The 25,909-nt window shown below is 62.5% G+C and carries 25 protein-coding genes and 1 riboswitch; all 25 genes read right to left on the bottom strand.

The annotated features are described in order from the left end of the window. Window positions 1–68 precede the first annotated feature (68 nt). Entirely contained in the window at window positions 69–497 is a 429-nt protein-coding gene (locus QMB98_RS01045; RefSeq protein ID WP_371683773.1) for a PH domain-containing protein, read from the bottom strand. After that, on the bottom strand, window positions 494–1,336 hold the full coding sequence (gene hisG, locus QMB98_RS01040) for an ATP phosphoribosyltransferase (protein ID WP_371683772.1): 843 nt from the start codon (window positions 1,334–1,336) through the stop codon (window positions 494–496). The genes QMB98_RS01045 and hisG overlap by 4 nt, the downstream gene beginning before the upstream one ends. Before the next feature lie 10 nt (window positions 1,337–1,346). After that, the gene (locus QMB98_RS01035; RefSeq protein ID WP_371683771.1) at window positions 1,347–1,610 is read right to left on the bottom strand and encodes a phosphoribosyl-ATP diphosphatase; all 264 of its coding nucleotides are present in this window, start codon (window positions 1,608–1,610) and stop codon (window positions 1,347–1,349) included. Between the two features lie 369 nt (window positions 1,611–1,979). Continuing rightward, window positions 1,980–2,966, bottom strand: coding sequence for an ABC transporter substrate-binding protein (locus QMB98_RS01030; RefSeq protein ID WP_371683770.1), 987 nt, complete (start codon window positions 2,964–2,966; stop codon window positions 1,980–1,982). Next, a complete protein-coding gene (locus tag QMB98_RS01025) occupies window positions 2,963–3,712 on the bottom strand; it encodes an ABC transporter permease (RefSeq protein WP_371683769.1) in 750 nt (249 codons plus the stop codon). The genes QMB98_RS01030 and QMB98_RS01025 overlap by 4 nt, the downstream gene beginning before the upstream one ends. A gap of 60 nt (window positions 3,713–3,772) precedes the next feature. Continuing rightward, window positions 3,773–3,891, bottom strand: a riboswitch (FMN riboswitch). Window positions 3,892–3,906: 15 nt separating this feature from the next. Beyond that, window positions 3,907–4,572 carry a ribulose-phosphate 3-epimerase gene (gene rpe, locus QMB98_RS01020; protein WP_371683768.1) on the bottom strand — a complete coding sequence of 222 codons (666 nt, stop codon included), beginning with the start codon at window positions 4,570–4,572 and terminating at the stop codon, window positions 3,907–3,909. Window positions 4,573–4,583: 11 nt separating this feature from the next. After that, entirely contained in the window at window positions 4,584–6,002 is a 1,419-nt protein-coding gene (locus QMB98_RS01015; protein ID WP_371683767.1) for a transcription antitermination factor NusB, read from the bottom strand. Further along, complete coding sequence (gene fmt / locus QMB98_RS01010) at window positions 5,999–6,907, bottom strand: methionyl-tRNA formyltransferase (protein WP_371683766.1); 909 nt, start codon at window positions 6,905–6,907, stop codon at window positions 5,999–6,001. The genes QMB98_RS01015 and fmt overlap by 4 nt, the downstream gene beginning before the upstream one ends. 189 nt (window positions 6,908–7,096) lie before the next feature. Continuing rightward, window positions 7,097–9,118 carry a hypothetical protein gene (locus tag QMB98_RS01005; protein WP_371683765.1) on the bottom strand — a complete coding sequence of 674 codons (2,022 nt, stop codon included), beginning with the start codon at window positions 9,116–9,118 and terminating at the stop codon, window positions 7,097–7,099. 14 nt (window positions 9,119–9,132) lie between these two features. Next, on the bottom strand, window positions 9,133–10,329 hold the full coding sequence (gene metK, locus QMB98_RS01000; protein WP_371683764.1) for a methionine adenosyltransferase: 1,197 nt from the start codon (window positions 10,327–10,329) through the stop codon (window positions 9,133–9,135). After that, window positions 10,330–11,583, bottom strand: coding sequence for a bifunctional phosphopantothenoylcysteine decarboxylase/phosphopantothenate--cysteine ligase CoaBC (coaBC, locus tag QMB98_RS00995; protein WP_371683763.1), 1,254 nt, complete (start codon window positions 11,581–11,583; stop codon window positions 10,330–10,332). Further along, window positions 11,583–11,852, bottom strand: a complete 270-nt coding sequence (gene rpoZ / locus QMB98_RS00990; protein WP_371683762.1) for a DNA-directed RNA polymerase subunit omega — start codon at window positions 11,850–11,852, stop codon at window positions 11,583–11,585. Before rpoZ ends, coaBC begins: the two co-directional genes overlap by 1 nt. A gap of 31 nt (window positions 11,853–11,883) precedes the next feature. Continuing rightward, window positions 11,884–12,435: a guanylate kinase gene (gmk, locus tag QMB98_RS00985; RefSeq protein ID WP_371683761.1), complete on the bottom strand. Its 552-nt coding sequence runs from the start codon at window positions 12,433–12,435 to the stop codon at window positions 11,884–11,886. After that, window positions 12,435–12,746 (bottom strand): integration host factor, actinobacterial type, encoded by a 312-nt coding sequence (gene mihF, locus QMB98_RS00980; RefSeq protein ID WP_371683760.1) that lies wholly within the window; start codon window positions 12,744–12,746, stop codon window positions 12,435–12,437. Before mihF ends, gmk begins: the two co-directional genes overlap by 1 nt. A 90-nt stretch (window positions 12,747–12,836) precedes the next feature. Next, a complete protein-coding gene (pyrF, locus tag QMB98_RS00975; protein ID WP_371683759.1) occupies window positions 12,837–13,649 on the bottom strand; it encodes an orotidine-5'-phosphate decarboxylase in 813 nt (270 codons plus the stop codon). Continuing rightward, on the bottom strand, window positions 13,646–16,930 hold the full coding sequence (carB, locus tag QMB98_RS00970) for a carbamoyl-phosphate synthase large subunit (protein ID WP_371683758.1): 3,285 nt from the start codon (window positions 16,928–16,930) through the stop codon (window positions 13,646–13,648). The genes pyrF and carB overlap by 4 nt, the downstream gene beginning before the upstream one ends. After that, a complete protein-coding gene (gene carA / locus QMB98_RS00965) occupies window positions 16,930–18,102 on the bottom strand; it encodes a glutamine-hydrolyzing carbamoyl-phosphate synthase small subunit (protein ID WP_371683757.1) in 1,173 nt (390 codons plus the stop codon). The genes carB and carA overlap by 1 nt, the downstream gene beginning before the upstream one ends. Continuing rightward, on the bottom strand, window positions 18,099–19,385 hold the full coding sequence (locus tag QMB98_RS00960) for a dihydroorotase (protein ID WP_371683756.1): 1,287 nt from the start codon (window positions 19,383–19,385) through the stop codon (window positions 18,099–18,101). The genes carA and QMB98_RS00960 overlap by 4 nt, the downstream gene beginning before the upstream one ends. Further along, the gene (locus QMB98_RS00955) at window positions 19,382–20,338 is read right to left on the bottom strand and encodes an aspartate carbamoyltransferase catalytic subunit (RefSeq protein WP_371683755.1); all 957 of its coding nucleotides are present in this window, start codon (window positions 20,336–20,338) and stop codon (window positions 19,382–19,384) included. The genes QMB98_RS00960 and QMB98_RS00955 overlap by 4 nt, the downstream gene beginning before the upstream one ends. Beyond that, window positions 20,335–20,871, bottom strand: coding sequence for a bifunctional pyr operon transcriptional regulator/uracil phosphoribosyltransferase PyrR (pyrR, locus tag QMB98_RS00950; protein ID WP_371683754.1), 537 nt, complete (start codon window positions 20,869–20,871; stop codon window positions 20,335–20,337). Before pyrR ends, QMB98_RS00955 begins: the two co-directional genes overlap by 4 nt. Window positions 20,872–21,030: 159 nt before the next feature. Further along, window positions 21,031–21,657, bottom strand: a complete 627-nt coding sequence (locus QMB98_RS00945) for a transcription antitermination factor NusB (protein ID WP_371683753.1) — start codon at window positions 21,655–21,657, stop codon at window positions 21,031–21,033. Then, window positions 21,657–22,220 carry an elongation factor P gene (gene efp, locus QMB98_RS00940; RefSeq protein ID WP_371683752.1) on the bottom strand — a complete coding sequence of 188 codons (564 nt, stop codon included), beginning with the start codon at window positions 22,218–22,220 and terminating at the stop codon, window positions 21,657–21,659. Before efp ends, QMB98_RS00945 begins: the two co-directional genes overlap by 1 nt. Before the next feature lie 400 nt (window positions 22,221–22,620). Beyond that, a complete protein-coding gene (locus QMB98_RS00935) occupies window positions 22,621–23,148 on the bottom strand; it encodes a shikimate kinase (RefSeq protein ID WP_371683750.1) in 528 nt (175 codons plus the stop codon). Beyond that, the gene (gene aroB, locus QMB98_RS00930) at window positions 23,145–24,701 is read right to left on the bottom strand and encodes a 3-dehydroquinate synthase (protein ID WP_371683749.1); all 1,557 of its coding nucleotides are present in this window, start codon (window positions 24,699–24,701) and stop codon (window positions 23,145–23,147) included. The genes QMB98_RS00935 and aroB overlap by 4 nt, the downstream gene beginning before the upstream one ends. Beyond that, the gene (aroC, locus tag QMB98_RS00925; protein WP_371683775.1) at window positions 24,698–25,900 is read right to left on the bottom strand and encodes a chorismate synthase; all 1,203 of its coding nucleotides are present in this window, start codon (window positions 25,898–25,900) and stop codon (window positions 24,698–24,700) included. The genes aroB and aroC overlap by 4 nt, the downstream gene beginning before the upstream one ends. Between the last annotated feature and the right edge of the window lie 9 nt (window positions 25,901–25,909).

Raw genomic sequence — 25,909 nt, 5'->3', positions numbered from 1 at the left:
ATCCCCAACTTCGAAATCAAAGAAAACCTGCCAACTACTTGACGCGGGACACTGGCGTGCCCTCTACCTCAGTCGACGTGGGGTGAGTGACGGTCGATGATGGTGGCGAGACGGACAGCTTGCTTGCGCGCGTACTCACCATCGGAGCTTTGGATCGCCATGACGTTGACGGTCTCGCCGTGGACGGTGTCGATGCGAACCCAGGGACCATCACCGAAGTCCACTCCGACGAGTTCGTCCCAGGTGAAGGTGTGAGAGTAGATGAGGTTCTTGATGAAGATGCCATCCTCACCGGCCACGAGCCGGACCTGGAACTGGATCCAAAGGATCCACAGCAGGATGAGCACAAAGACGATGGTTCCCGCGTAGTCCCCTGCCGTGAACTGGTACATGCCGAAGCTTGGTGAAACAGCGAAGAGCACGGCAGTGCCGATGATGAGGGTTACTGCCAGCGCTCCGCAGATGATGCGGGCGAGCCGGGGTCTGAAGGTGGTCACAACCTACATGCCAAGATCGGGGTCACGAGGATGGCGCGTGCGCCGACGTCGTACAGGCCATCCATCACCTTGTTGCGATCGTCCTTCTTAACCATGGCGCGAACGGCGAACCATTCACCATCGTGGAGCGGGGAAACCGTGGGCGACTGCAGACCCGGGGTCAGCTCGACCGCCTCATCCAAGTGATCCTTGTGGATGTCATAGTCGATGAGCACGTAGCCACGGGCCACGAGCACGCCCTGGATCCTGCGATCGAGGATCTCGAGACCATCGGGCACCTGATCGGCGCGACGAATGAGAACAGCCTCGGAGGTCATGAGCGGCTCAGCAAAGACCGTGAGGCCCGCTGCGCGCAGGGTCGAACCGGTCTCGACGACGTCGGCAATGGCGTCAGCAACGCCAAGCTGAACCGAGGACTCAACGGCACCATCGAGGTGAACGACGGTGGCATCGATGCCCTTGTCCTTCAGGTGCTTGGAGACCACAACATCGTAGGAGGTGGCAATGCGCTTGCCAGCCAGCTCATCAATCGTGCTCATGGATCCGCTGGGTGCTGCAAACCTGAACGTGGAGCGAGCGAAACCAAGGGAACGATGTTCAACAGCATCCGCCTCCGAATCGACCAGGAGGTCGCGACCGGTAATGCCGACGTCGACGGTGCCGGCACCCACGTAGACAGCAACGTCGCGGGGACGGATGAAGAAGAACTCAACTCCGTTGACCTCGTCGAGGAGCACGAGTTCCTTCGTGTCACGGCGCTGGCGGTAGCCAGCTTCCTTGAGAAGAGTGGATGCGGGTTCGGAAAGAGAGCCCTTGTTGGGCACAGCAATACGCAGCACTGACTATTCCTTACAGGTAGCGGTAGACATCATCGAGAGAGATGCCGCGGGCGATCAGCATGACTTGAAGGTGGTAAAGAAGTTGGGAAGCCTCTAAAGCAACCTGCTCATCCGACTCGTACTCGGCAGCGATCCAGACCTCACCGGCCTCTTCCACGATCTTCTTGCCGATCGCATGAACACCAGCATCAAGCTCCGCAACGGTGCCCGAACCCTCGGGACGGTCGATGGCTTTCTGGGACAGTTCAGCGAATAGTTCTTCGAAGTTCTTCACACCCCAAGCTTACGGCCTTTGGACCACGGGGTCACACCGGTCCATGTTCAACGAGAAAGCGATCGGTCACACTCAACATGAACCGCCCTCAATGTGCTGAGTTCCGCCCTCCACATGATGAGGCGAGCCCGCAACAAAGTGCGGACCGCCCTCCACGTAATGAGGCCAGCCTCCAGCAAACTGAGGACCGCCCCATGCGAGGGGCGGTCCTACCGCTTACCGTGATGTCGCGACGGTTGCCTGGAAGCCGTCGTGGCCACTCCTGGGAGTTGCTCACTCTCAGGTGGTCAGTTTCGCTCTCAGTGGGCAAGCGGTCGCACACAGCTGGCAGTTTTTTCTCAAGGATGGCCAGGTTCCGTTTTCGGGTGGTCAGTTACCGATCACGTTGGTGACGATGTCGGTGGTCATTGCCTCGCTGATGTCGACGGGGCCGGAGATGAGTTCGGCATCGACCATGAACGTGTTCATGGCTTCCCAGAGCTCGGGGTCCTGGTAGCCGACAGTGTCGTTGCCGGTGTAGAGGGGCAGTGTTGCCTCCATGGTGGCAGCGGCCGCCTCGCGGACGTCAGGATCCTTCATGTTCGACACGTATTCGGTGACGATGTCGAGGGTTTCCTCGGGGTTCTCTTCGGCGAACTCGACTGCTTGGTTCAGTCCTTCCATGAGGGCCTTGTACTGCTCCTCGTTGCCCGCGAGATCCTCTGTCATGACCGCCATGCCGGGACCTACGAGTGGGACCTCGGGTGCGAGATCGATGGTGCGCACATCGTAGCCCTGGGTCTGCATGGCGACAGCATCGTTGTTGACGAAGCCAATAACGGCATCGACACCCCCTCTCGACAACGCCGCCATCTGAGTAAACCCGATGGTCTGAACGTCGACGTTCTGAAGGTCGTAGTAGTCGATCATGGCGAGCAGACCGAAGTAGGTTCCGCCAAACTCACCGGGAATGCCGACGGTCTTGCCCTCAAGATCCTCCGGGGTTTCGATATCGGAGTCGGCGGGGACAATGAGGGTGGCGGGGTACTCGCTGTAGAGGGTGGCAATGGAGGTGAGCTCCACGCCCTCGTCCCGTCCCGACATGACCTCGTCACCCGAGGTGAACACGACGTCTTCTTCGCCGGTGGCGATCGCGGTGAAGAGTGCCTCCTGGGTGCCGTGGTGGCGCAGGTCCACGGTGACTCCAGCCTCCTCGAAGTAGCCCTTCTCCACCCCGACATAGAAGGGGAAGAACTGCACGTCGGGAATGTAGGTGAGGCCCACGGTCAGCGCATCATCCGATTCCGTGTCCCCTCCCCCACACGCCGCCAACATCAAGACCGATGCGGTGAGCGATGCGATCGCGAGCTTTTTCATGAGGAACCCTTTCTGTTGTCCGCTGCGTTCTCTATGAACGTGAGCAGAAGATAGATGCCGACCGCGAGCACAACGAGGATCGCGATCACGGCAAAGAGGTGTGTGGCGTTGGCCGTTGAGCCCTGACTGCGGGCCAGTGCGGCTCCGAGGCCGCTACCACCCATGACCATCTCGCCAACAACGGCGCCGGTGATGGAGAGGGTGAAGCCGGTACGTATGCCGGCAAGAATCGAGGGAGCCGCCAGTGGCAGCTCGATGTTCTTCATGAGGTCCCACCTGCCCGCACCATCCAACCGTGCCGCGTCAATGACATCGGGGTCGAGTTCGCGAATGCCTAGGGCGGTGGAGATGATGACCGGGAAGATCACAAGAATGACGCACAGGACGGTGATTGAGGGCAGGCCGTAGCCGATCCACACAACAAGCAGAGGGGCGAGTGCGACGGCGGGAATGGCCTGCGACGCCGCCAGGTAGGGGCTGAAGGTGGCGGAGATGACCCTGTTCTTCGCGATCGCGTATCCGAACGGGATGCCAAGAATAGCGGCGATGACACAGCCGAGGCCCGCCGAGACCATGGTGACGCCCGTGGCGCGCAGAAGGTCGCCTTCGGTGAGCCCAAGAATGAGGGTCTCGAACACCTTGAGGGGGTGGGGCAGGAAGTAGCTTTCGATTGCTCCGGTCTCGGCGACAACATACCACAGGGCTAGGACGCCAAGTCCAAAGATGAGGGGAGCAATACGCCTCAACTGTCCTCCACGCGTTCGGGGACAGCGGGCACGCGTCACGCACGAAGGGCGTGACAGCCGAACGTGTTTCTCCCATCCGGACTTTAACCGTCGGTCGAGGAGTTCCACCTCGTCAACCGCTCACGCGGCTCGCGGACTTTCACCGCCGGCTCGGATTTTCACCGACCCCGAAACACGCCCCTATCGTAACACGGCTACAGGTGGCTGTGCTGTGACGCGAGCGACCTCAGAGACTCGACTGCCTCACCAGCATCCTCAGCCTTGTACACGGCGGAACCGGCCACGAAGTTGTTGGCGCCGGCCTCTGCGGCCTGAGCGATGGTGTCCGCGCTGACGCCACCATCAACCTGGATCCAGGTCTCGAGCCCCTTCTTGTTAATGAGGTCCCGGAGCTTCGCCACCTTCGGCATGACGCTGGCGAGGAACGGCTGACCGCCGAAACCGGGTTCCACGGTCATGCACAGCACCATGTCAAACTCGTCGAGAATGTCGATGTAGGCATCGATCGAGGTGGCCGGGTTGAGGGCGAGTCCTGCCCTGCCTCCCATGGCCCTGATCTCGCGTGCGAGACGGATCGGGGACTTGACGGCCTCGGCGTGGAAGGTGGCCGATGCTGCACCTGCCTCGATGTAGGCGGGTGCCCAGCGATCGGGATCCTCGATCATGAGGTGAGCGTCGATCGGGACGGGCGAGTACTTCTTCGCCGCCTCGATGACCGGCAGACCCCAGGTCAGGTTCGGAACGAAGTGGTTATCCATGACATCCACATGCGCCCAGTCGGCACTCGAGATCTTGTCCAACTCACCGGCAAGATTGCCGATGTCGGAGTTGAGGATGGAGGGGGAAATGAGAACGCTCATGATCTACTCTTTCACTTCTTGATCAGCAGGGCTACAAACATGGCGTCGGATTCGTGCATGTCGGGCCACAGCTGCAGGTACGGACCCGCGATGCCATCCAGTTTACCTGGAAGGGCGAGTGTGCGAGCCAGTTCGACAGCATCCAACACCTCGACGCGGTCGGCGAATGCCTCAACGATTTCAGTGGTTTCGCGAAGATCGGGCGAGCACGTGGAGTAGCAGATGAGGCCGCCGGGGCGGGTCGCATCAATGGCCGCCTCAAGAAGCCCAAGCTGCACCTCGTGCATGCCGTCGGCATCCTCCTCGGTCTTCCGCCAGCGGGCCTCGGGCCGCCTGCGCAGCGATCCAATGCCGGAGCACGGAGCATCAACGAGAACGCGGTCGAACCTGTTCGGTTCCTCATCGGCGAGCTCGCGACCGTCTCCCTCGCGCATGACCACCATGTCCCCAAACGGAGCCACGGCGTCGGCCACGAGGTCGAGGCGGTGCGGGTGCAGTTCGTTCGCGAAGATCGTGACGTCCCGCTCCCCCGTCAGGCTGGCCAGTGTCGCGGTCTTGCCACCGGGACCCGCGCACATGTCGAGCCACGCCGAGTCCTCGCCCTCGAGGGGCGCCTCGGCAACGAGATGAGCGACGAGCTGCGAGCCCTCGTCCTGAACGCCCGCGGACAGCTCGCGTACGGAGGGCATCCTGCCCGGATTGCCCTTCTCGAGCACGAGAGCATCCGGCATGAGCTCACCGTCGGTGATCTCGATGCCAGCTTCCTTCGCTTCATCGATGATGGTCTCGCGAGAGACGGCCCTGGGCGCGATGGCGACCTTGGCTGGTTCGTTGTTGGCTTCGAGGAGCTTCGGAAGGTCAGCAACGTCCCTGCCGGATGCCTTGAAGGCATCCTCATAGACCTTGAGGATCCATTCGGGGTGGGAGGCCTGCGCACCCAGAACGGCGAGCTCACCCTTGTCGGCAAGTTCCTTGGCGAGCACCTCGTCCCATTCTTCGGAGGTGCGTTCGCTGATGCGGTGCATGACGGCGTTGACGAAGCCGGAGGCCCCGGAACCCGCCTCGTTGCGGGCAAGGTTGACCGTCTCGTTCATGGCCGCGTGGATGGGGACGCGTAGTCCAAGGATCTGGTGCGCACCAAGGCGCAGGATGTCCATGACGAGAGGATCGATCTCGTCGACGGGGCGGCCCTGGACGCAGTGAGCGATGATCGCGTCCCACCGTCCCTGCATGCGCAGAGTTCCGTAGGTGAGGTTGGTGGCGAATCCGCGACCCCTGCCCCGGACGTTGGCACGCTTGAGCGTGGCCGGAAGGGCAATGTTGGCGTAGGCACCGTTGCGTACCTGCTCGAGAACATCCAGCGCGACGACTCGTGCGGGATCGGATTGCATGCGCGCGGGGCGCCAGTTCGTGGGGCGGTCTTCACTCATGAGTTCCAGACTACCGTTTCGCGTACGCCACGACCCCAGTCACTCGCCTTCATCCACGGCTTCCCCGGGGGCGCGATCATGTCGAGTTCGAGAGCTCCCTCCCCCGTTCCCAGCAGGACGCTGTCCCCGATCTGCACCTCACCAACGGCAAGAGACGCGTTCACCGGAACGGCGGGACCGATCTTCACTCTGTCCCCGCGCCATGTCGTCCACGTGCCCGGAGCCGGCGTAAATCCGCGGATCTGAGCGTCAAGTTCCGTGGCGGGACGGGTCAGATCGAGCTTCCCATCGACCGCCTTCAACTGTGGTGCCTGGGTCACCTCCCCCACCTGAGCGACCGGTTCCGCGGTACCAAGAGCCACGGACTGTAGCGTCCGAGCAAGCAGGTCGGCACCGAGGACTGAGAGGCGATCGAGCAGTTCTCCCGCGGTTTCACGGTGACCAATTTCAACCTCCTGAGTGTCAAAGATGGTGCCAGTATCGAGGCCCTTCTCGATCTGGAAGGTCGAGATCCCGGTCCTGTCCTGACCCGCTGCGATCGCGTACTGCACCGGCGCAGCACCACGCCACTGCGGAAGAAGCGAGTAGTGCAGATTGATCCACCCGTGGACCGGAACGTTGAGAAGATTCTGAGGGATCAGCAGGCCGTAGGCCACAACAGCGACAGCATCGGGGCGCAGTTCCGTGATCTGTTGCACCACCTCGTCATCACGCAAAGTTGTGGGTGTCAGGACTCTCCACCCGTGCTCACGAGCAGCAGTCTCAACCGGAGAGGGCGTGAGTACCCGCTTCCTCCCCACGGGAGCGGGAGCCCGCGTGAGAACCCCGACGATTTGGTGGTCCTCAGCCAGTCGAAGGAGAGCAGGGACGGCAGTGGCTGGGGTTCCAGCAAAGATGATACGCATTACCCAATTCTATCGCCAAGGCCCTGTTCGCTCACGCGTGGGCGAGCCCGAGGCGGATCACAAGGCACGTATATGGACACGGACTTGAACATGGAAAACACGGCAAGACGCAGTGGCGGACGCGAGTCGAGTATGTAGCTCCAAGGTAGGAGTTGCCGACCTATCGACTAGTGCCAATATCTGCCTCCGCTACAGAATCGGGTCGGCTTCCACCCTCACTTGCATCTGCCCAAGCTCTTGCAGCGAGTCGCGCAGGACACGAGCAAGCCTTTCAGCCGGTGCTTGTTCGTGAAGATAAAGAGTGAGCCCGTTGTCCTCAACGGGACCAACGAGGTGAATGCCTTCGGCAAAGACCTGCCTGCCGCCACCGGTCAGCATGGCTGCGATGCCGGTGTCGGGAGGTGTCTCTCCCTCGAGCCTGCTCGCAACGGCGCCGAGGAGCCTCTGAACATCGCTCCGTTGACCATTGATGAGGAACCAGCGGTGGTAGGGAGGCTGACCAAGCAACTCACGATCAGGTCTCAGATCATCCATGAAGTCAATGGAACGGGTAGCGAGAGCTCTCGCCAGGTGCTCCGGCACTCCCCCTGCCAACAAAACCTGACCGGACACGCGAGAGGCAATCCTTGACCACCTGCCCACCGCTTCAACTTCAGCATCGAGGGACAGGCTTGCAAGCCTAGCCCCAGCATCGACAATCACACCCGCGGCAAACTCGCGATCGGGTTCAGCTCCGGGAGTCGCAATGACGATCGGGGAAACAGAGGTTTCGGTACCGGACCGGATCGAATCCACACCCACATTCGGGAACGCGAGGGCAACCTCCTGGGCGAGACGTTCCGAGCCACGGGACACGGCCCGCAGGTTTACAGACCCGCACTCGCACATCCATTCCCTGGCGCCGCACGTCATGCAGGAGGCATTGTTGCCAGCCGAGGGAACGGCAATGCTGGAGCCACAGTGCTGACACACGGCACGCCTGCCACACCTCGCGCAGGCAAGGGCAGGGACGTACCCGCCCCTGGGGGCAGAGATAATAACAGGGCCGGTCTTGAGACCATCCCGAATCACCTCGAACGCGGCCGATGGGAGGAGACCACGCTGATCCCCCGCCCACTGTTCCACGCGAGTCACTCGCGGCCACGGCCCACCGGCGACAGACAGCGGAGTATCGGCCTGCATGCGAGGCGGGTAGCAGAACCGCAGGTAGGTGGCATCACCCTTCCTCATGCGGAGCACATCATCAGCCCACATGTACGGGCTCCTCTTGTCCCTCATCGCGCCGTTCAACTCGTCAACGACAATGAGCAACCCTGCCTCAACAGGAGCGAAAGCGGCCGTTCTTGTTCCGATCACCAGCCGAGTCCTGCCGCGGAGGATCGAAAGGAAGTGCCGATACCTGGTCTCTGCCGACAGGTGGGCACCCAGGATCCCGATCGGTTCACCCGGGATCTGCTCGCTCAGAACCTGCTTGAGCTTCTCCACCTCACCGGCCGTCGGAACAACGATCAAGACCTTCTGCTCACGTGACAGCGCTATGCGTGCGGTGCCAGCGATCTGCGACCAGAGAGACCTGCCCGCCGCAATGACGACCTCCTCGCCACCAAGAACAAGCGATTCAGCTAGATGCTCGCCCGCTCCAGTGCGAGAGCTCCCACCGCGAGCACCAACCCCAGAAATTCGACTCTCTGCTCCAAGGTACGATGCTCCACTCGCAGCACCAACGCCATATTCTCCGCTCTCAGGCCCAGCATGGACCCGCTGAAAGACCGGAGCGGGCAGGGACTGGATTGCCTTGGCGGCGCGGGCGTGACGGGAGGGGATTGCCCCCCGAAGAACATCGTGGAGGGAGCATACCTGGCGGGCGGCAATGGCCTCAGCGAGTTGGAAGATCTCCTCGGTAACCACTGGCTCGCCAAGTACTCCAACGATCTTGCGGAGCCTCTTGGAGTCTGTCGTGGTGCCGCGCTCGCGGATAAAGCCGGTGAGCCGCTTGGAACCGAACTCAACGCGAACTCGGGTGCCCGGAAGAGCAGCTTCTGCGAACTTCTCTGGAACCAGGTAGTCGTAGAGCTTGTCCGGCCACGAGAAGGGAGTATCGAGAACAACCCTTGCCACCGGATTCGGAACACCTGATTCTACAGTGCGCACAGCCCGCTCCTGCGGAAGCAGGGCGGGCTGGCTGGGAAGGTCGAACAGTGCGTCAGTCACTGAACGCTGTGCTCCTACAGGGCTGCAAGGAGATCCTCGACTCGGTCGGTACGCTCCCACGTGAAGTCGTCCAGTTCCCGACCAAAGTGACCAAAAGCAGCGGTCTGAGCGTAGATGGGGCGCTTGAGGTCGAGTGCCTCGATGATGGCGAGCGGGCGCAGGTCAAAGACCTTGTTGACCGCGTTCGTGATCTCGTCCATGGGGCGCGTGTTCGTGCCGAAGGCATCGACGCGGACCGAGACGGGGTTGGCCTGACCGATGGCGTAGGCGACCTGAACCTCGGCGCGCTCAGCAAGGCCGGCAGCAACGATGTTCTTGGCGACCCAGCGTGCCGCGTAGCAGGCGGAGCGGTCCACCTTGGACGGATCCTTGCCGGAGAAGGCACCGCCACCGTGGCGAGCCATGCCACCGTAGGTGTCAACGATGATCTTGCGGCCGGTCAGGCCAGCGTCCGACATCGGCCCACCGATGACGAAACGGCCCGACGGATTGATGAGGATCTTGATGGCGCTCTGGTCCAGGTGCGAGGCGTACTTGTCAATAACGGGATTGATGACGTGCCGGGTGAGCTGCTCGCGCAGGTACTCCTGGGTGACGTCCTCATCGTGCTGAGAGGACACGACGATCGTGTCGATTCCGACCGGCTTGTCGTCCTCGTCGTAGTTGACCGTCACCTGGGTCTTGCCGTCGGGACGCAGACCGGGAACGATGTTGTCCTTGCGGACCTCCCAGAGGCGCTCGGCGAGCCTGTGGGACAGGAAGATCGGCATCGGCATGAGCACGTCGGTCTCGTTCGTTGCGTAACCGAACATGAGGCCCTGGTCGCCCGCGCCCTCGCGCGAGTACTTGTCGACCACGCCATCGGATTCGCGGGACTCGAGGGAGTGGTGAACGCCCTCGTAGATGTCCTGTGACTGCTGACCAATAGAGACGGAGATGCCGCAGGAGCGACCATCGAAGCCCACCTCGGAGCTCGAGTACCCAAGGTCGACGAGAGCCTTGCGCACAATGTGCGGGATCTCGACGTAGCTTTCAGTGTTGAGCTCGCCCGCGACGTGCACGAGACCAGTGGTGACCATGGTTTCGATGGCGACTCGGGCGTGCGGATCCTGTTCGAGGATGGCGTCGAGGATACGGTCGGAAATAAGATCGCAGACTTTGTCGGGGTGTCCCGCAGTCACGGATTCGGAAGTAAAAGGTTGCACGGTCATCTAGTCTAGTGAGCCCAGGGACAAAGAAATTGCGTCAAGGACAGTTCCCGCCATCTGAGACTTCGTGCCCTCCCCCTCGCCCAGGACATTCCCGTCCCGGTCGAGAATCGTGATTGCGGTGTCAACGTCACCAAAACCAACGGTTTCACCGACCCTGTTGACGATGAGAAGGTCCGCGCCCTTGACCTTCGCCTTCTTCTTTCCGTAGTCAAGAACACTTCCGTGCTCATCACCGGTCTCGGCCGCGAAGCCGACAACGAGAGCCCCGTGGGAACGGTCGCTGGCGAGACCCTTGAGGATATCCGGATTCTCGACAAGGGTGATGTCGGGGGCGGCCCCGCTGCCGTCCTTCTTGAACTTCGACTCTCCCGAGTGGGCGGGACGGAAGTCGGCAACGGCCGCGGTCATGATCAACACGGAAGCGCCAGAAGCGCACGAGTTCATGGCCTCCTGGAGCTGCTCGGCGGACCCAACCGGGTGAACGGCAATACGCGGGTGGTTGGGCAGGAGCGCGCGATCGATGTTGCAGGCCACGAGATCCACCCGCGCGCCGCGCTGGGCGGCGTTGAGTGCAAGGGCGATACCAAAGCGGCCGGTCGAGCGGTTGCCGAGAAAGCGCACCGGATCGATGGGTTCGCGGGTGCCGCCCGCTGAGATGACGAACCGGGTGCCGGCCAAGTCCTGCTCGCAGAGCATGCCGAGAGCGGTCTGTGCGATCTGCTCGGGTTCGGGGAGGCGACCAATGCCGGAGTCGGATCCGGTGAGCCTACCCTCGGCCGGGTCCAGAACAAAGACCCCACGGTCACGAAGGGTCTGCACGTTGGCCTGGGTCGCTGGGTTCAGCCACATCTGGGTGTGCATGGCCGGCACGACGAGGATCGGACAGGTCGCGACAAGCGCCGTGGCGGTCAGGAGGTTGTCGGCGATGCCGTGGGCGAGCTTCGCAACCGTGTTCGCGGTCGCGGGGGCAACGATGAGGAGATCGGCCTCGTCACCGATGCGAACGTGCTCGACGCCCTCGGGGTCGTCGAAGACACTCGTGTGCACGGGATGGCTGGAGAGAGCCGAGAAGGTTGTGCGTCCCACCATCTGCAGAGCCGAGTCGGTCGGGACGATCCGAACGTCGTGGCCTGCGCTGATGAGGAGGCGGGCAAGGATGGCGGACTTGTAGGCGGCGATGCCGCCACACACGCCCAGAACGATGCGCGAAGGGCCCGCGGTAGCACCGAGGGCCCTTACTGTTGTTTCAGTCATCAGTCTTCTGTGGGTGCGAGAACCAGCTTGTCCTCGACGACCTCTCGAAGGGCGATCGACAGCGGCTTCTCTTCCGGATCGGACGAGACGAGGGGGCCCACGTGCACAACGTTGCCATCAGCGGACATGAGTTCCTGACGGTAGTCGTTGATCTGGCGTGCGCGATTTGCCGAGTAGACAGCCAGCGCGTACTTCGAATCGACCTTCTCAAGAAGATCGTCGATGGGCGGGTCTGTGATGCCTTCCGGCTCGGGTACTGTTCCGTACATTTCAGCCTTTCCGATAGCTCAACGACTTATGCTACTTGATTTGCGTCATGATTGACAGGATCTCATCCGTGGCTCGTGCCACGTCGTCGTTGATGACAATGGAATCAAACTCGTCCGCGGCTGCGAGCTCGACGCGTGCCGTTTCGAGGCGCCTCTTGCGCTCCGAGGGACCCTCCGTCCCCCTCATCTCCAACCTGTCGACCAGGTCGTCGAACGACGGCGGGGAGAGGAAGATCTGGTACGCATCCGGCATGGACGCCCGCACCTGGCGGGCCCCTGCAAGATCAACCTCGAGGATGACCTTCTTGCCCTCCGCCATGGCCCTATCGACAGCTGCGCGCGGGGTGCCATACTTGTGGACGCCGTGGACGGTCGCCCACTCCAGCATGTTGCCTTCGTCGACCATGTCATCAAAAGCCTCGGGCGTGACAAAATAGTAGTCGACACCATCGCGCTCCCCTTCCCTGGGAGTGCGAGTGGTCGCCGATACCGAGAGCCACACCTTGGGGTCGCGTGCGATGAGCTGGCGGACGATGGTGCCCTTGCCAACCGCTGTCGGACCGCAGATGACGAAGGCCGGCATTAGCAGAAGAGGGTCGTGAGTGCCTGACGCTGGTGCGGGCCGAGACCGCCAACGCGTCGCGACGGGGAGATTCCCGTGCGGTCCATGATGGCGCGGGCCTTGGCGGTGCCGATTCCGGGCATGGATTCAAGCAGAGCCGAGACCCTCAGCTTTGCCACAATTTCATCATCCTGCGCCATGGTCAGGACCTCGGAGAGCCTTGTTTCCCCCGCCTTGAGCGACTTCTTGAGTTCAGCGCGACGCTTGCGTGCCACCGCGGCCTTGTCGAGAGCTGCCTGCCTCTGCTCGGGAGAAAGGGAAGGAAGAGCCATGAGTAATACTCCGTCTGTGAGGATTTTTCGTGTTCTTTGTGCTTCGGTGCAACAGAGGTCACCCTATCAAATTCAGGTAACGAAACAGTGTCACTTCAGCCCAGTTTGAGCATTCTGTAAGTCCGATACGTCCGGTCCTGCACGTAATATCGCACGCGACACCGGGATGCACAGGAGGTTGCCGGCCGCGACCACCTCCGCATCCTGCACCGATGCGCCCTGTGCACCCACTCCAGGAGCCAGAACGGGGCCGTTCAGCATGCTGACATCGACGCCCCATGAGGCGAGCCGATCCCCAGATGTGGCACCAATCACTGCGCCGATGGAGCCGGAAGCACCCGGCCAGTACCTGGAGTTACGCTCCCCCAGCTCGTACAGAACGGTCTGTGCGACCACGAGATCACCCGCGCCCTGCAGGCTCGCGCCCTCCGGGTTCGAGGTCACGGCCAGCACGAACACGCCGCGGTTGTTTTCGGCGGCTAGTTCATAGGCAGGCTCGAGGGAACCGACGCCCAGGTACGGGCTGAGAGTCACAGCATCGGATCCGAAGGGACCATCCCCGAGCCACGCCTGCGCGTAACCCATCATGGTCGACCCGATGTCCCCGCGCTTCGCATCCGCGATCACGAGGGTGCCCGCCTCACGGAAGGCACCAATAAGATCCTCGAGAACGGCTAGGCCCTTGGAGCCGTGGCGCTCAAAGAACGCCACCTGCGGCTTGATCGACGCAACCCGACCAGCAAAGGCCTCCGTGAAGATATCCGAGAACGACCTCAAGCCCTCGGGGCTGTCGGGCAGCCCCCACCCCGCCAGGATGGCGGCGTGGGGGTCCGCCCCGACGCTGATAGGCCCGAACTGCTCCTGCAGGGAGCGAAGCCGATCAGCGAACGTGTGGCTGCTCATCGAGCGTTCCTCGATGCGAGCTCCTGCAGGGTCATAACGTCGAACCCGGAACCGGAGGCCTGGAGCGCCTGCACGGCCGCACCGAACTCCTGGACCGTGGTCATGATCGGCTTGTCCGCCGCCGTGGTGGCGGCCCTGATCTCGTAGCCATCGGCGCGCGTACCGGAACCGGACGGCGTGTTGATGACCATGTCGATCTCACCGGCGGAGATGAGGTCGGAGATGGTGGGTTCACCGTTCGGGCCGCGACCCGCAGAGTTCCTGCGCACCTCGGTGGCAGGAACGCCGTACCTGTTGAGGAGGGCGGCGGTGCCGGAGGTTGCGCAGATCTTGAAGCCCATGTCGACGAGGCCGATGACAGGGAAGATGATGGAACCCTTGTCGCGGTCGGCAACGGAAACAAACACCGTGCCGGACTCGGGCAGGCCGCCGTAGGCGGCCGCCTGCGACTTCGCGAACGCGAGGGGGAAGGTCTTGTCCAGACCCATGACCTCACCCGTGGACCTCATCTCGGGCCCGAGAAGGGAGTCAACGATCCTGCCATCAGTGGTCGCGAAACGCTTGAACGGAAGCACGGCTTCCTTCACGGCCGTCATCGGGGCCTGCTCAATGCGGGAAGCGTCCTCCTGCGGGAGGATCCCCTGCTCCTTGAGCTGCGCAATGGACTCCCCCGCCATGATCAGCGTAGCCGCCTTCGCGAGCGGCACGTTCGTTGCCTTCGCCACGAACGGGACCGTGCGGGAGGCGCGCGGGTTTGCCTCGATGACGTAGAGGACGTCGGAGACGAGGGCGAACTGGATGTTGATGAGACCGCGCACGCCCACGCCCTTGGCGATCGCCTCGGTCGAGGAGCGGATCCTGTCGATCATCGGCTGACCCAGTGTCAGCGGGGGCAGCACGCAGGCGGAGTCACCGGAGTGAATGCCGGCCTCCTCGATGTGCTCCATGACGCCACCAAGGAACAGTTCCGTGCCATCAAAGAGGGCATCGACATCGATCTCGATCGCATCGTCCAGGAACTTGTCGATGAGAAGCGGGGCCACTTTACGGCTCGCGTCCCCAACCTGACGATCCTGACGGGACAGGTAGTCACGCAACTGATCCTCGTCGAACACGATCTCCATGCCGCGACCACCCAGCACGTAGCTGGGGCGCACGAGAACCGGGTAACCGATCCGTGCCGCGGTCTCGATGGCCTGCTGATCGGTGGTGGCGGTGCCGTAGGCCGGGGCCGGCAGGCCCGCAGCCTCGAGAACATCGCCGAACACGCCGCGGTCCTCGGCGGCGTCGATGGCCTCGGGCGAGGTGCCGAGGATCGGCACGCCGGCTGCCTTGAGGTCGGCTGCGAGGGACAGCGGGGTCTGGCCGCCCAGCTGAACGATGACGCCAGCGACGGGGCCGGCCTCGCATTCGGCGCGGTACACCTCGAGCACGTCCTCCAGGGTGAGGGGCTCAAAGTAGAGGCGGTCCGACATGTCGTAGTCGGTGGACACCGTTTCCGGGTTGCAGTTGACCATGACGGTCGTGTACTTCTCGCGCAAAGCGAGAGTCGCGTGCACGCAGGAGTAGTCGAACTCGATGCCCTGACCGATGCGGTTCGGGCCGGAACCGAGAATGATGACGGCCGGCTTCTCGCGCTTCGCCACCTCGTTCTCGACGTCGTAGCTCGAGTAGTGGTACGGAGTGTCCGACTTGAACTCGGCAGCACACGTGTCGACGGTCTTGAAGATCGGGTGCAGGTTGTAGGCACCGCGGATCTCGCGGACCGCCTCCTCGCTCATGTCACGCAGTCCCGCGATCTGTGCGTCGGAGAAACCGTGACGCTTCGCCTGGTAGAGCAGGTCGGCATCGAGCGCGCCCGCTTCCTTGATCTCGGCCGCGATCTCGTTGATGAGGACGATCTGGTCAAGGAACCACGGATCGATCTTCGTGATCTCGTACATCTGCTCGATCGTGGCACCCAGGTAGAGGGCCTGCTGAACGGCGTGAATGCGTTCCTCGGTCGAGTGGGATGCGGTCTCGAGGAGCTCCTCGAGGGTGGCAGTCACGTTCCAGGTGAAGTTCGTGTTCTTCTTGTCGATGGAACGCATCGCCTTTTGGAGGGCCTCGGTGTAGTTGCGGCCAATGGCCATGGCCTCACCGACGGACTTCATCGTGGTGGTCAACTGGTTGTCGGCTGCCGGGAACTTCTCGAAGGCGAAACGCGGGATCTTGACCACGACGTAGTCGATTGAGGGTTCGAACGAGGCCGGGGTGGAACCCGTGATGTCGTTCTGAATCTCGTCCAGGGTGTAGCCAAGGGCGAGGCGTGCCGCGATCTTCGCGATCGGGAAGCCCGTTGCCTTCGAGGCGAGAGCCGAGGAGCGAGAGACGCGGGGGTTCATCTCGATAACCACGACGCGGCCCGTATCGGGTTCGACGGCGAACTGGATGTTACAGCCACCGGTGTCGACACCGACCTCGCGGATCACGGAAATACCAATGTCGCGCAGGTTCTGGTACTCCCGGTCCGTCAGGGTGAGGGCGGGTGCCACGGTGATGGAGTCACCGGTGTGCACGCCCACGGGGTCAACGTTCTCGATGGAGCAGACGACCACGGCGTTGTCGGCCTGATCGCGCATGATCTCCAGCTCGAATTCCTTCCAGCCGAGAATCGACTCCTCAAGCAGGACCTCGGTGGTCGGCGAGTAGTGCAGGCCGGCACCGGCGATGCGCTTGAGGTCCTCCTTGTTCCATGCGAAGCCGGAACCGAGACCGCCCATGGTGAAGGACGGGCGGACTACGACGGGGTACCCGAGTTCCTCTGCGGCGTCGTAGCACTCCTCGAGGGAGTTGCAGATCGCGGAACGTGCCGACTCGGCACCGCACTTCTCCACAACTTCCTTGAACTGTTCCCTGTCCTCACCGGCCTGAATGGCCTCGAGGCGTGCGCCGATCATCTCGACGCCGTACTTCTCGAGCACGCCAAGCTCGGACAACTCAACGGCCGCGTTGAGGGCGGTCTGACCACCGAGGGTGGGCAGGAGCGCGTCGGGGCGTTCCTTCTCGATGATGGTGGTGAGCACGTCTGCGCGGATGGGCTCCACGTAGGTTGCGTCCGCCATCTCCGGGTCCGTCATGATCGTGGCCGGGTTGGAGTTCACGAGGATGACGCGCAGTCCCTCCTCGCGCAGAACGCGGCAGGCCTGAGTACCGGAATAGTCGAATTCGCAGGCCTGACCGATGACGATAGGGCCGGAACCGATAACGAGAACTGAGGAAATGTCTGTGCGGCGGGGCATCAGCCCACCTCCTTGATCATGGTGATGAAGCGGTCAAAGATGTGTTCGCCGTCGTGCGGGCCGGCGGCTGCCTCCGGGTGGAACTGAACCGAGAAGGCGGGGATGTCGAGGCACCGAATGCCCTCAACAACACCATCGTTCAGACCCAGGTGGGAGACTGCGACGCGGCCGTACCGCCCATCCCCGAAGGGTGCCTCCGTCGCCTCGTCCACCGGGACGTCCACGGCGAAGCCGTGGTTGTGGGCAGTGATTTCGACCTTGCCGGTCTCGCGATCAAGAACGGGCTGGTTGGCGCCACGGTGACCGTACTCAAGCTTGTAGGTGCCAAAGCCCAGTGCGCGACCGAGAAGCTGGTTGCCGAAGCAGATGCCGAAGAACGGGATCCCCTCATCCAGCACTCCGCGCAGGAGCTCAATCTCGTGGGTGGCTGCGGAGGGATCTCCGGGGCCGTTGGAGAAGAACACGCCATCCGGATTGTAGGCGTTCAGCTCAGCAAGAGTCGTGGACTGGGGAACAACCGTCACCTCGACGCCGCGCTCAGCGAGCTGCCACGGGGTGCGGTTCTTGATTCCAAGGTCGACGGCAACGATCCGAGCAACCGGTTCCTTGCCCTCGAAGGCACCACGGGGCTCCACGACGTAGGCGGAGGGGGTGGACACGGCGGACGCGAGGTCCGCCCCGGCCATGGCGGGAGAGTCGTTGACGAGACCGATGAGGATGTCGAGGGACTGGTCGTTCCCGGCGGCCGCACCTGCGGGCAGAGCGTCGGCGGAGAAGATGCCGGCCCTCATGACACCCCGGTCACGCAGGTGACGGGTGATGGCGCGGGTGTCGACATCGCAGATCCCGACAACGTCGTTCTCGACGAGGTAGTCCTCGAGTTCACCGGTGGCGCGCCACGAGCTTGCCCTGCGGGCAGGGTCGCGGACAACAACGCCCGCGGTCCACACGCGATCCGACTCGTTGTCCTCGTTGTTGACGCCCGTGTTCCCGATGTGGGGGGCGGTCATGACGATGATCTGACGGTGATAGGAGGGATCGGTGAAGGTTTCCTGGTATCCGGTCATGGCCGTGGAGAAGACGATTTCGCCGGTGGTTCGGCCTCGCTTACCCCATGCCCTGCCGGGGAAAACAGTTCCATCTTCGAGCACAAGAAGTGCTGACTCTCTCATTCGGTTACCTTTCCTTCGAGGTACGTGAGGCGACCTCGAAATACCGTGTGCCTGACCCTGCCCAGCAGGGTCGCTCCCTCGTAGGGGGTGTTCGCTGACTTGGTTTCCTGGTCAGCGCCGTGCACAGTCACGGGAGAATTAGGATCGTAGAAGCAGATGTTGGCGGGATTGCCGACCTCGATCGGCTGCCCCTGGTCGGTCATGCCCGAGATCTCGGCGGGCTTGATCGACATGACGCGAGCGACGTCCGCCCAGGTCATGGGACCGGGAATGATCATCTCCTGGTGGACCACGGCGAGGGCGGTCTCCAGACCGGTCATGCCGAACGCGCCGGCCGCCCATTCGCAGTCCTTGGCCTCGACGGGATGGGGTGCGTGGTCGGTTCCGATCGTGTCGATCGTGCCGTCAGCAAGACCAGCCTTGAGAGCCTCGATGTCGGACTCGGTGCGCAGGGGCGGGTTCACCTTGTAGCGCGGATCGTAGGTGCGTGCCTTGGCGTGGTCGAGGGACAGGTGGTGCGGGGTTGCCTCCGCCGTCACCTCGATGCCCTGTAGCTTCGCCCACCGGATCAGTTCGACGCTGCCCTTGGTGGACACGTGCAGGACGTGCAGTCTCGAGCCCACGTGCTGGGCGAGCAGGCAGTCGCGAGCAATGATGGATTCCTCGGCCACAGCCGGCCATCCGGCAAGCCCGATCTCTGCGGACACGCTCCCCTCGTGCATCTGGGCCCCCTCGGTGAGCCTCGGCTCCTGAGCGTGCTGAGCAATGACGCCACCGAAGGACCGCACGTACTCGAGCGCGCGCCTCATGAGAACCGGATCCGATACGCACTTGCCGTCGTCGGAGAACATCGTGACCTTCGCACGAGACTCGTGCATGGCCTCGAGCTCGGCGAGCCTCTCGCCGTTCAAGCCAACGGTTACGGCACCAACGGGCTGGACGAAGGCGTAGCCCGCCTTCTTCCCCAGCTTCGCGACCTGCTCAACGACACCGGCGGTGTCCTGAACGGGGGTCGTGTTCGCCATGGCGTGGACGGCGGTGTAACCGCCGGCAGCCGCCGCGCGGGTGCCGGTCAGGACCGTTTCGGAGTCCTCCCGGCCCGGCTGACGCAGGTGGGTGTGGAGGTCGACGAGGCCGGGCAGGGCGATGAGGCCCGTAGCGTCGACAACTCTGGAATCGCCGCGGTCGAGGTTCTCACCGATCTCGGTGATGACACCGCCGTCGATGCGGATGTCGGCAACGTCGGTGCCGAGAATGGATGCCCCGGTGAATAGGGTGCTCATGCTGCCTCCTCATTGGCCAGGGTTAGGTACAGGACTGCCATGCGTACATACACGCCGTTCTCAACCTGCTCGAGAACGACGGAGCGGGGCTGGTCGGCCGCCTCCGCGGAAATCTCCAGTCCCCTGTTCATGGGTCCGGGGTGGAGCAGGATCGAGTGGTCCGGGAGCCGGTTCATGCGCTCCATGTTCAGACCATAGAGGCGGTGGTACTCCTCCGGTGAGGGGAAGAACCCTCCCCCGCTACCGTTCATCCGCTCGTGCTGAACGCGGAGCATCATGATCCCATCGGGACCCTCGTCGATCGCATCGTCGAGGCTGTACCGGATCTTAGCGTTCCAGTCCTCGGTGCTGACGGGGAGCAGTGTCGGGGGTGCCACGAACGTGACCTCCGCACCGAGCAGGGTGAGCAGATCCAGGTTAGAACGAGCCACCCGGGAGTGCAGAATGTCACCCACGATCACGATCTTCTTGCCCGCGAGGTTCTTGCCGAGGCGATCCTCGCCCACGAGGTGGCGGCGCATCGTGAACGCGTCGAGCAGGGCCTGGGTCGGATGCTGGTGGGTGCCATCGCCCGCGTTGATGATCGGGGCATCGATCCAACCCGACTCGGCGAGGCGCTGAGCAGCACCGGAGGCGGAATGGCGGATGACGAAGCCTTCGGCTCCCATGGCGGCCAGGGTCTGTGCGGTGTCCTTGAGGGACTCGCCCTTGGACACGGAGGAGCCCTTGGCGGAGAAATTCAAGACATCGGCGGACAGCCTCTTGGCTGCGGCCTCGAATGAGAGACGCGTGCGGGTGGAGTCCTCGAAGAACATGAGCGCAACCGTGCGGCCGGCCAGTGCCGGGAGCTTGCGGATGGAGCGCTTGTTCGTGTCCCGCATGGTCTCTGCCGTATCGAGAATCATGAGTGCTTCGTCAGCACTGAGGTCGCCGGCAGAAAGCAGGTGCCTCACCGAGCATCCTCGATGATGACGCCTTCAAAGTCATCCACCTCGGAAAGGCGCACGAAGACTCGTTCGGCGCGTGCGGTGGGGAGGTTCTTGCCAACGTAGTCGGCACGAATCGGGAGTTCACGGTGACCGCGGTCGGCGAGAACGGCGAGCTGTACTGCCGTGGGGCGACCAATGTTCGTCAGCGCATCGAGTGCGGCGCGAATGGTGCGGCCCGAGAAGAACACGTCATCGACGAGAACGATGATCTTGTCATCAATGCCGTCCTCGGGGATCCTCGTGGGCGATGGTGCGCGCGTGGGGTTCCGCCTGAGGTCATCCCGGTACATCGTGACGTCCAGTGCGCCAACGGGAACTCGTTCCCCGCTTGCCTTCTCAATGGCATCGGACAGTCGCTGCGCGATGGGAACACCGCGGGACGGGATACCGAGCAGAATGACTGATTCTGCCCCGTGGTTGCGTTCGAGTATTTCGTGCGCCATGCGGGTAATAGAGCGGGAAATGTCCCCGCTATCCATGACCGTTCGTTGACTCATGTGGGCCTCCTTGCCGCCTCTCCGGACGGTAGTTAAAGGAGATCCGACCCGGCTGGCCGGACCCGTGCTGTCATTGTAAACACGTCTGGACAAAGCGCGCTCGCCTGTCCATCCGCAAAAGTACAGGCAGGAACCAAAAGGAAACCTGCCTGCACAAACCTAACTGTGGGTTATCCCATCAGTTTCATCTGGGGCCTCATCCGGCTCCGACTCAGAGATCACAGACTCAGCCTCGTCTTCCGACTCAGTAAGGTATTCAGAGTCAGCCGGCTCTTCAGATTCAGTAAGGTCTCCAGACTCGGCGACAGACACCGCAGCCTCGGTGCCGACAGCCACCTCGGAAGCAGTCTCGGCCTGAGTAGCGGCCTGCTGGGACCTGAAGGCTTCGCCAGCCTTGTTGAAGATCGCGGTGATGAAGCCGATGGAGCGGGTGTCACCGAGTTCGCGAACGATCTCGGAGTATTCCTTGACCGCTACGGCGATGTCGAGTCCGTCGAAGCAGATCTCTGCGAGACCAAGTCTGAGGATCGCACGATCGAGCAGAGCGAGCCTGCGCAGGCCCCACTTCGAGTACTCGTCGATCAGGCCATCAATCTCGTAGAGATTGTCTGCAATAAGCTCAACGAGGCGGACACCCGACTCCTGGATCGGAACTTGGGAGGTGGAAATGACCTGGCGCTCGGCGAGCAACTCCTTGAGGAGGCCGGGTACCAGGATTTCCTTTTGATCAGCCTCGAAGACAATGTCGAGTGCGCGCCTGCGCTGAGTTACGGAATGGCGTGCCACTAGTCTGTGGCGCGGCCCAGGTATTCACCGGTACGGGTGTCAACCTTGACCTTGGTGTTCTCGTTGAGGAACAGGGGAACCTGAATCTCGTAGCCCGTCTCGAGGGTGGCGGGCTTGGTGCCTGCCGAGGAGCGATCGCCCTGGAGGCCCGGCTCAGTGTAGGTGATGTTGAGGACCACGGAGGTGGGGAGCTCAATGAAGAGAACGGTGCCCTCGTTGGTTGCCACGATGACGTTCTGGTTCTCGAGGAGGTAGTTCTTGGCGTCGCCAACGATCTCGGGAGAGATGTTGAGCTGGTCGTAGGTCTCGAGATCCATGAACACGTAGTCGGTACCGTCGTTGTACAGGTACTGCATGTCGCGGCGGTCGATCGTCGCGGTCTCAACCTTGACACCTGCGTTCAGGGTGCGGTCCACGGTCTTGCCGGAGAGGACGTTCTTGAGCTTGGTACGGACAAAGGCGGGGCCCTTGCCGGGCTTCACGTGCTGGAATTCAACAACCTGCCAGAGCTGGTTATCAAAGACGAGCACCATGCCGTTCTTGAGTTCGTTCGTTGTTGCCACAGAAACTCCTTAAGTTTAGTCACCCACACATTACCGCCTAGAAGAACATCATCCCAAGCACACCACGGGGATGTGAGGGAAAACGCGGGCTATGTGTGGTCAATTACTGAGTATGGATAGTCACCTGGTCAGGAGGGGTGGTCCCTTGCTGAGGCGGGATGGTCGACTTCTAGGAAGGGATAGTCGCCTACCCGGGATAGTCACCTGCTGAGAACTGAACGCGTTTCTCCGTGGAAGGCTCCTTGCCCAAGTAGTAGCAGGACAGAACCCTACGGAGCGCGCTTCAGAAAAGACCCTCACAAGAAGCTACTTGCGGAGAGTTCATTGCATTGAAGGCAACCGGGACGGCGTCACTCCTGGAGCTCAATTGTTAGGCTGTCAGACAGCCCGACCTAGAAGGCTAGCTCTTCTCGGTGAGGCTCATGACTGCGTCGGCAAGTGCCGCCCAGTCGCCTTCGGTCGTATCGATCTTGGTTGCGCCTGCCTCGTAGATGAGTTCGCGTGCCTTGAGCTGGGTCAGGTAGGTCGACCGGGGTGATCCGATTGCCACGGAACGTGGCAGGTCGAGTCCCGCGCGGTTCATGAGGACCTTGGCCTCTGCGGTGAGGAACACCTTGATGGCACCCTCGGCTACCGCGGCATCGAGACGGTCGCGAACGACGCTACCCTTCTCATCGCCGGCGGTCTTGCCAAGGGCCCCAGAACCAAGAACGACAACGTCAGCACCGGATTCAAGAGCCTCGAGAGAGGCAACCCGTTCAGCATCCGCGTAGGCCTCGGGACCCTTGAAGATCGCGACATCTCCCCCGGTCATGCCCTCGCGCTGCTCGAGGAAGGCATCGGAGTCTGCGACGGTCAGGCCGCGGCCCTGAAGTTCTGCTGCGAGGTCGCCTGCACCCGAACCAACGGGCCCCACCAAAATGATCATGCTCCGACCGTTTCCCATGCTAGTTCTAGTTGCTCCTTGGTTGGCTCGTACACAAAGGGATGACCCTGCTCGGACAAAAGAACAAAGCGGAGCCTACCGGCCCGAACCTTCTTGTCCGACATCATGGCATCCACGAGTTCTTCCCTGTGTCCCGGCTCGTACGTGACGGGCAGACCCACCGTCGAGAAAGATTCGATGTGCTCCTCGACCAGATCCGATACGCCGGCCGCTCGTGCGAGAGCGGCCGCGAACACGGAACCAATGGCCACGGCTTCGCCGTGGCGGATACCGAAGTGCTCGACCTTCTCGATGGCGTGCGCAAGGGTGTGCCCGTAGTTGAGGAACTCGCGAGAACCAGCTTCCTTGAAATCCTCAGCCACGATCTTCGCCTTGACGGCAATGGAGCGTTCGATTGCTTCGCGCAGTTCGGGGCTGCGGGGATCCAGCAGGGACTGCGGGTCCTTGGCGAGCTCGAGGATGCGAGCATCCTGGATCCAGCCACATTTGATGACCTCACCCAGGCCTGCCCTGAGCTCCTCTGCGGGCAGGGTCACGAGCGAATCGAGATCAGCCACGACGCTGATGGGTTTGTGGAAGGCACCAACGAGGTTCTTTCCTGCGGGGGTGTCGATACCGGTCTTGCCGCCCACGGCAGCATCCACCATGCCAAGCAGCGAGGTGGGGACCTGGATGAGATCGACACCGCGGAGCCAGGTGGCGGCAACGAAGCCCGCCAGGTCCGTGGTTGCTCCGCCACCAAGACCAATGACAACCCCATCGCGGGCCATCTTCATCTCACCCAGCGTGTCCCATGCGCGCACGAGCTCGCCGTGCTGCTTCTGGGCCTCACCCGGGGGAACGATGAAGGACTGGTTAGGGACGCCGCGACGTGTCAGCTCACGCTTGATGCGATCGGCCTTCTCGTTTAGGGCCTCGGGGTGGACGATGAGGGCGGAGGAGGCTGAAGAAGCTGCCTGCGCGATCCTGTGGTCGAGGTGGTGTCCCACCTGCACCGCATAGTCGACAACGTCGATCGTGGTTGCGTCCGATACGAGCTGCGCGTAGATCTCTTGCGCCAGCCGTGTGGGCGGCCTCGTGTCAGTCTGAACGGTGAGGGTTGCAACCTTCTTGTAGAGCGGTTCCCTCTCGGAACGCAACCTGAGAAGAGATTCCTCGGGGCTCTCGGTCAGGAGCGGCCTGCGCGAGGGGTGGCGGTTGATCCGTTCGAGAAGCACCTCGTGATCTGCGGTGATAAGGACGACCCGGTGCCCGCGGAGCGCCTTGCGCACACCGGGAATGGTGATCGCTCCGCCACCAAGTGCGAGGACGCCCTCGAAGCCGTGGAGTGCCTCGTTGATGGTCTCAAGCTCGAGTGCGCGGAAGCCGGACTCCCCCACCTCATCGAAGATCTCGGGGATGCTCTTCCCTGCCTTCTCCACGATGAGATCGTCGCTGTCGGCCGACTCGATGCCATGGATCTCCGCAATGTGCTTCGCCATGGTGGACTTGCCCGATCCAGGCAATCCCACGAACACTGCAAAGGGGCGGCTCATGAGAGGTGCTCCGAACGCGACTTCAGGTAGCCCGCAAGATTTCTGCGTACCTCCGCGACGGAATCACCACCCGTCTTCTCCAGGAGAGCCTCAGCAAGGGTCAGGGCGACCATGGCCTCGGCGATGACCGCACCGGGAACGACCGCAGTCGTGTCGGAACGCTGGTGGATGGCGGTCGCGGCCTCACCGGTCTCGGTATCGATCGTGGCGAGCGCCCTCGGGACCGTGGAAATCGGCTTGTAGGCGGCGCGCACGCGCAGCACCTCACCGTTGGACATGCCGCCCTCGGTGCCACCGGCGCGGTTGGTCTTGCGAGCCACCCTGCCATCGCGGGACACGATCTCATCGTGCGCCTCGGAGCCGCGGCGCGAAGCGGTGACAAAGCCGTCACCAACCTCGACGCCCTTGACTGCCTGGATGCCCATGAGGGCCTGCGCGAGCCTGCCATCGAGGCGACGCTGGGACGAGATGTAGGAACCGAGGCCGGGAGGCATGCCGTACACGAGAACCTCAACAACGCCACCGAGGGTGTCGCCATCCTTCTGCGCCTTGTTGATCTCCTCCTCCATGGCAACGCTCGTGACAGGGTCAAAGCAACGCACGGGGTTCTCTTCCAGCTTGGTGACATCCCCGGGCCACGGCTTGTCCGCATCCGCGGGAACGCTCACGGAACCAACGCTGACTACGTGGGACACGAGTTCGATGCCCGCGGCCTGATCGAGGAAGCGAGCCGCAAGCTCACCCAGGGCGACGCGCGTAGCGGTCTCGCGGGCGGAGGCGCGTTCGAGAACGGGCCTTGCCTCGTCGAAGCCGTACTTCATCATGCCGACGAGGTCGGCATGACCGGGGCGGGGCCTGGTCAGCTTCTTGTTACGGGAAATCTCCCTCTCGTCACCCGTGCCAGCGTCAATGAGGAGCTCCTTGGGATCGACGGGATCCGGGTTCATGACGGCAGTCCACTTTGGCCATTCCGAGTTCCGGATCACGAGGGCAATGGGGGAACCGAGGGTCTTGCCGTGGCGGATGCCGGCAAGGATCTCCAGTTCATCCTTCTCAAACTTTTGACGGGATCCGCGGCCGGCTCCGAGCCTGCGCCTCGCAAGTGCGGAGCTAATATCGGAGCTCTGCACCTCGATTCCGGCGGGTAGTCCCTCGATGACACCCACGAGAGCGGGGCCATGTGATTCTCCAGCAGTCATCCACAACAT

Source organism: Flaviflexus sp. (genome assembly GCF_041440645.1).
In the GTDB taxonomy this organism is placed as follows: domain Bacteria; phylum Actinomycetota; class Actinomycetes; order Actinomycetales; family Actinomycetaceae; genus Flaviflexus.
The sequence above is the reverse complement of the archived record's forward strand: the minus strand, read 5'-3'. Positions and strand labels throughout refer to the sequence as shown.

What these genes read in the sequence shown, in the direction of transcription:
- aroB (WP_371683749.1), bottom strand. Translation starts at nt 24,701, where the DNA reads ATGAGCCGCCCCTTTGCAGTGTTCGTGGGATTGCCTGGATCGGGCAAG.
- QMB98_RS00935 (WP_371683750.1), bottom strand. Translation starts at nt 23,148, where the DNA reads ATGATCATTTTGGTGGGGCCCGTTGGTTCGGGTGCAGGCGACCTCGCA.
- mihF (WP_371683760.1), bottom strand. Translation starts at nt 12,746, where the DNA reads ATGGCTCTTCCTTCCCTTTCTCCCGAGCAGAGGCAGGCAGCTCTCGAC.
- fmt (WP_371683766.1), bottom strand. Translation starts at nt 6,907, where the DNA reads ATGCGTATCATCTTTGCTGGAACCCCAGCCACTGCCGTCCCTGCTCTC.
- rpe (WP_371683768.1), bottom strand. Translation starts at nt 4,572, where the DNA reads ATGAGCGTTCTCATTTCCCCCTCCATCCTCAACTCCGACATCGGCAAT.
- pyrF (WP_371683759.1), bottom strand. Translation starts at nt 13,649, where the DNA reads ATGAGCAGCCACACGTTCGCTGATCGGCTTCGCTCCCTGCAGGAGCAG.
- carB (WP_371683758.1), bottom strand. Translation starts at nt 16,930, where the DNA reads ATGCCCCGCCGCACAGACATTTCCTCAGTTCTCGTTATCGGTTCCGGC.
- carA (WP_371683757.1), bottom strand. Translation starts at nt 18,102, where the DNA reads ATGAGAGAGTCAGCACTTCTTGTGCTCGAAGATGGAACTGTTTTCCCC.
- QMB98_RS01015 (WP_371683767.1), bottom strand. Translation starts at nt 6,002, where the DNA reads ATGAGTGAAGACCGCCCCACGAACTGGCGCCCCGCGCGCATGCAATCC.
- coaBC (WP_371683763.1), bottom strand. Translation starts at nt 11,583, where the DNA reads ATGACTGAAACAACAGTAAGGGCCCTCGGTGCTACCGCGGGCCCTTCG.
- aroC (WP_371683775.1), bottom strand. Translation starts at nt 25,900, where the DNA reads ATGACTGCTGGAGAATCACATGGCCCCGCTCTCGTGGGTGTCATCGAG.
- pyrR (WP_371683754.1), bottom strand. Translation starts at nt 20,871, where the DNA reads ATGAGTCAACGAACGGTCATGGATAGCGGGGACATTTCCCGCTCTATT.
- rpoZ (WP_371683762.1), bottom strand. Translation starts at nt 11,852, where the DNA reads ATGTACGGAACAGTACCCGAGCCGGAAGGCATCACAGACCCGCCCATC.
- QMB98_RS00960 (WP_371683756.1), bottom strand. Translation starts at nt 19,385, where the DNA reads ATGAGCACCCTATTCACCGGGGCATCCATTCTCGGCACCGACGTTGCC.
- QMB98_RS01030 (WP_371683770.1), bottom strand. Translation starts at nt 2,966, where the DNA reads ATGAAAAAGCTCGCGATCGCATCGCTCACCGCATCGGTCTTGATGTTG.
- metK (WP_371683764.1), bottom strand. Translation starts at nt 10,329, where the DNA reads ATGACCGTGCAACCTTTTACTTCCGAATCCGTGACTGCGGGACACCCC.
- gmk (WP_371683761.1), bottom strand. Translation starts at nt 12,435, where the DNA reads ATGCCGGCCTTCGTCATCTGCGGTCCGACAGCGGTTGGCAAGGGCACC.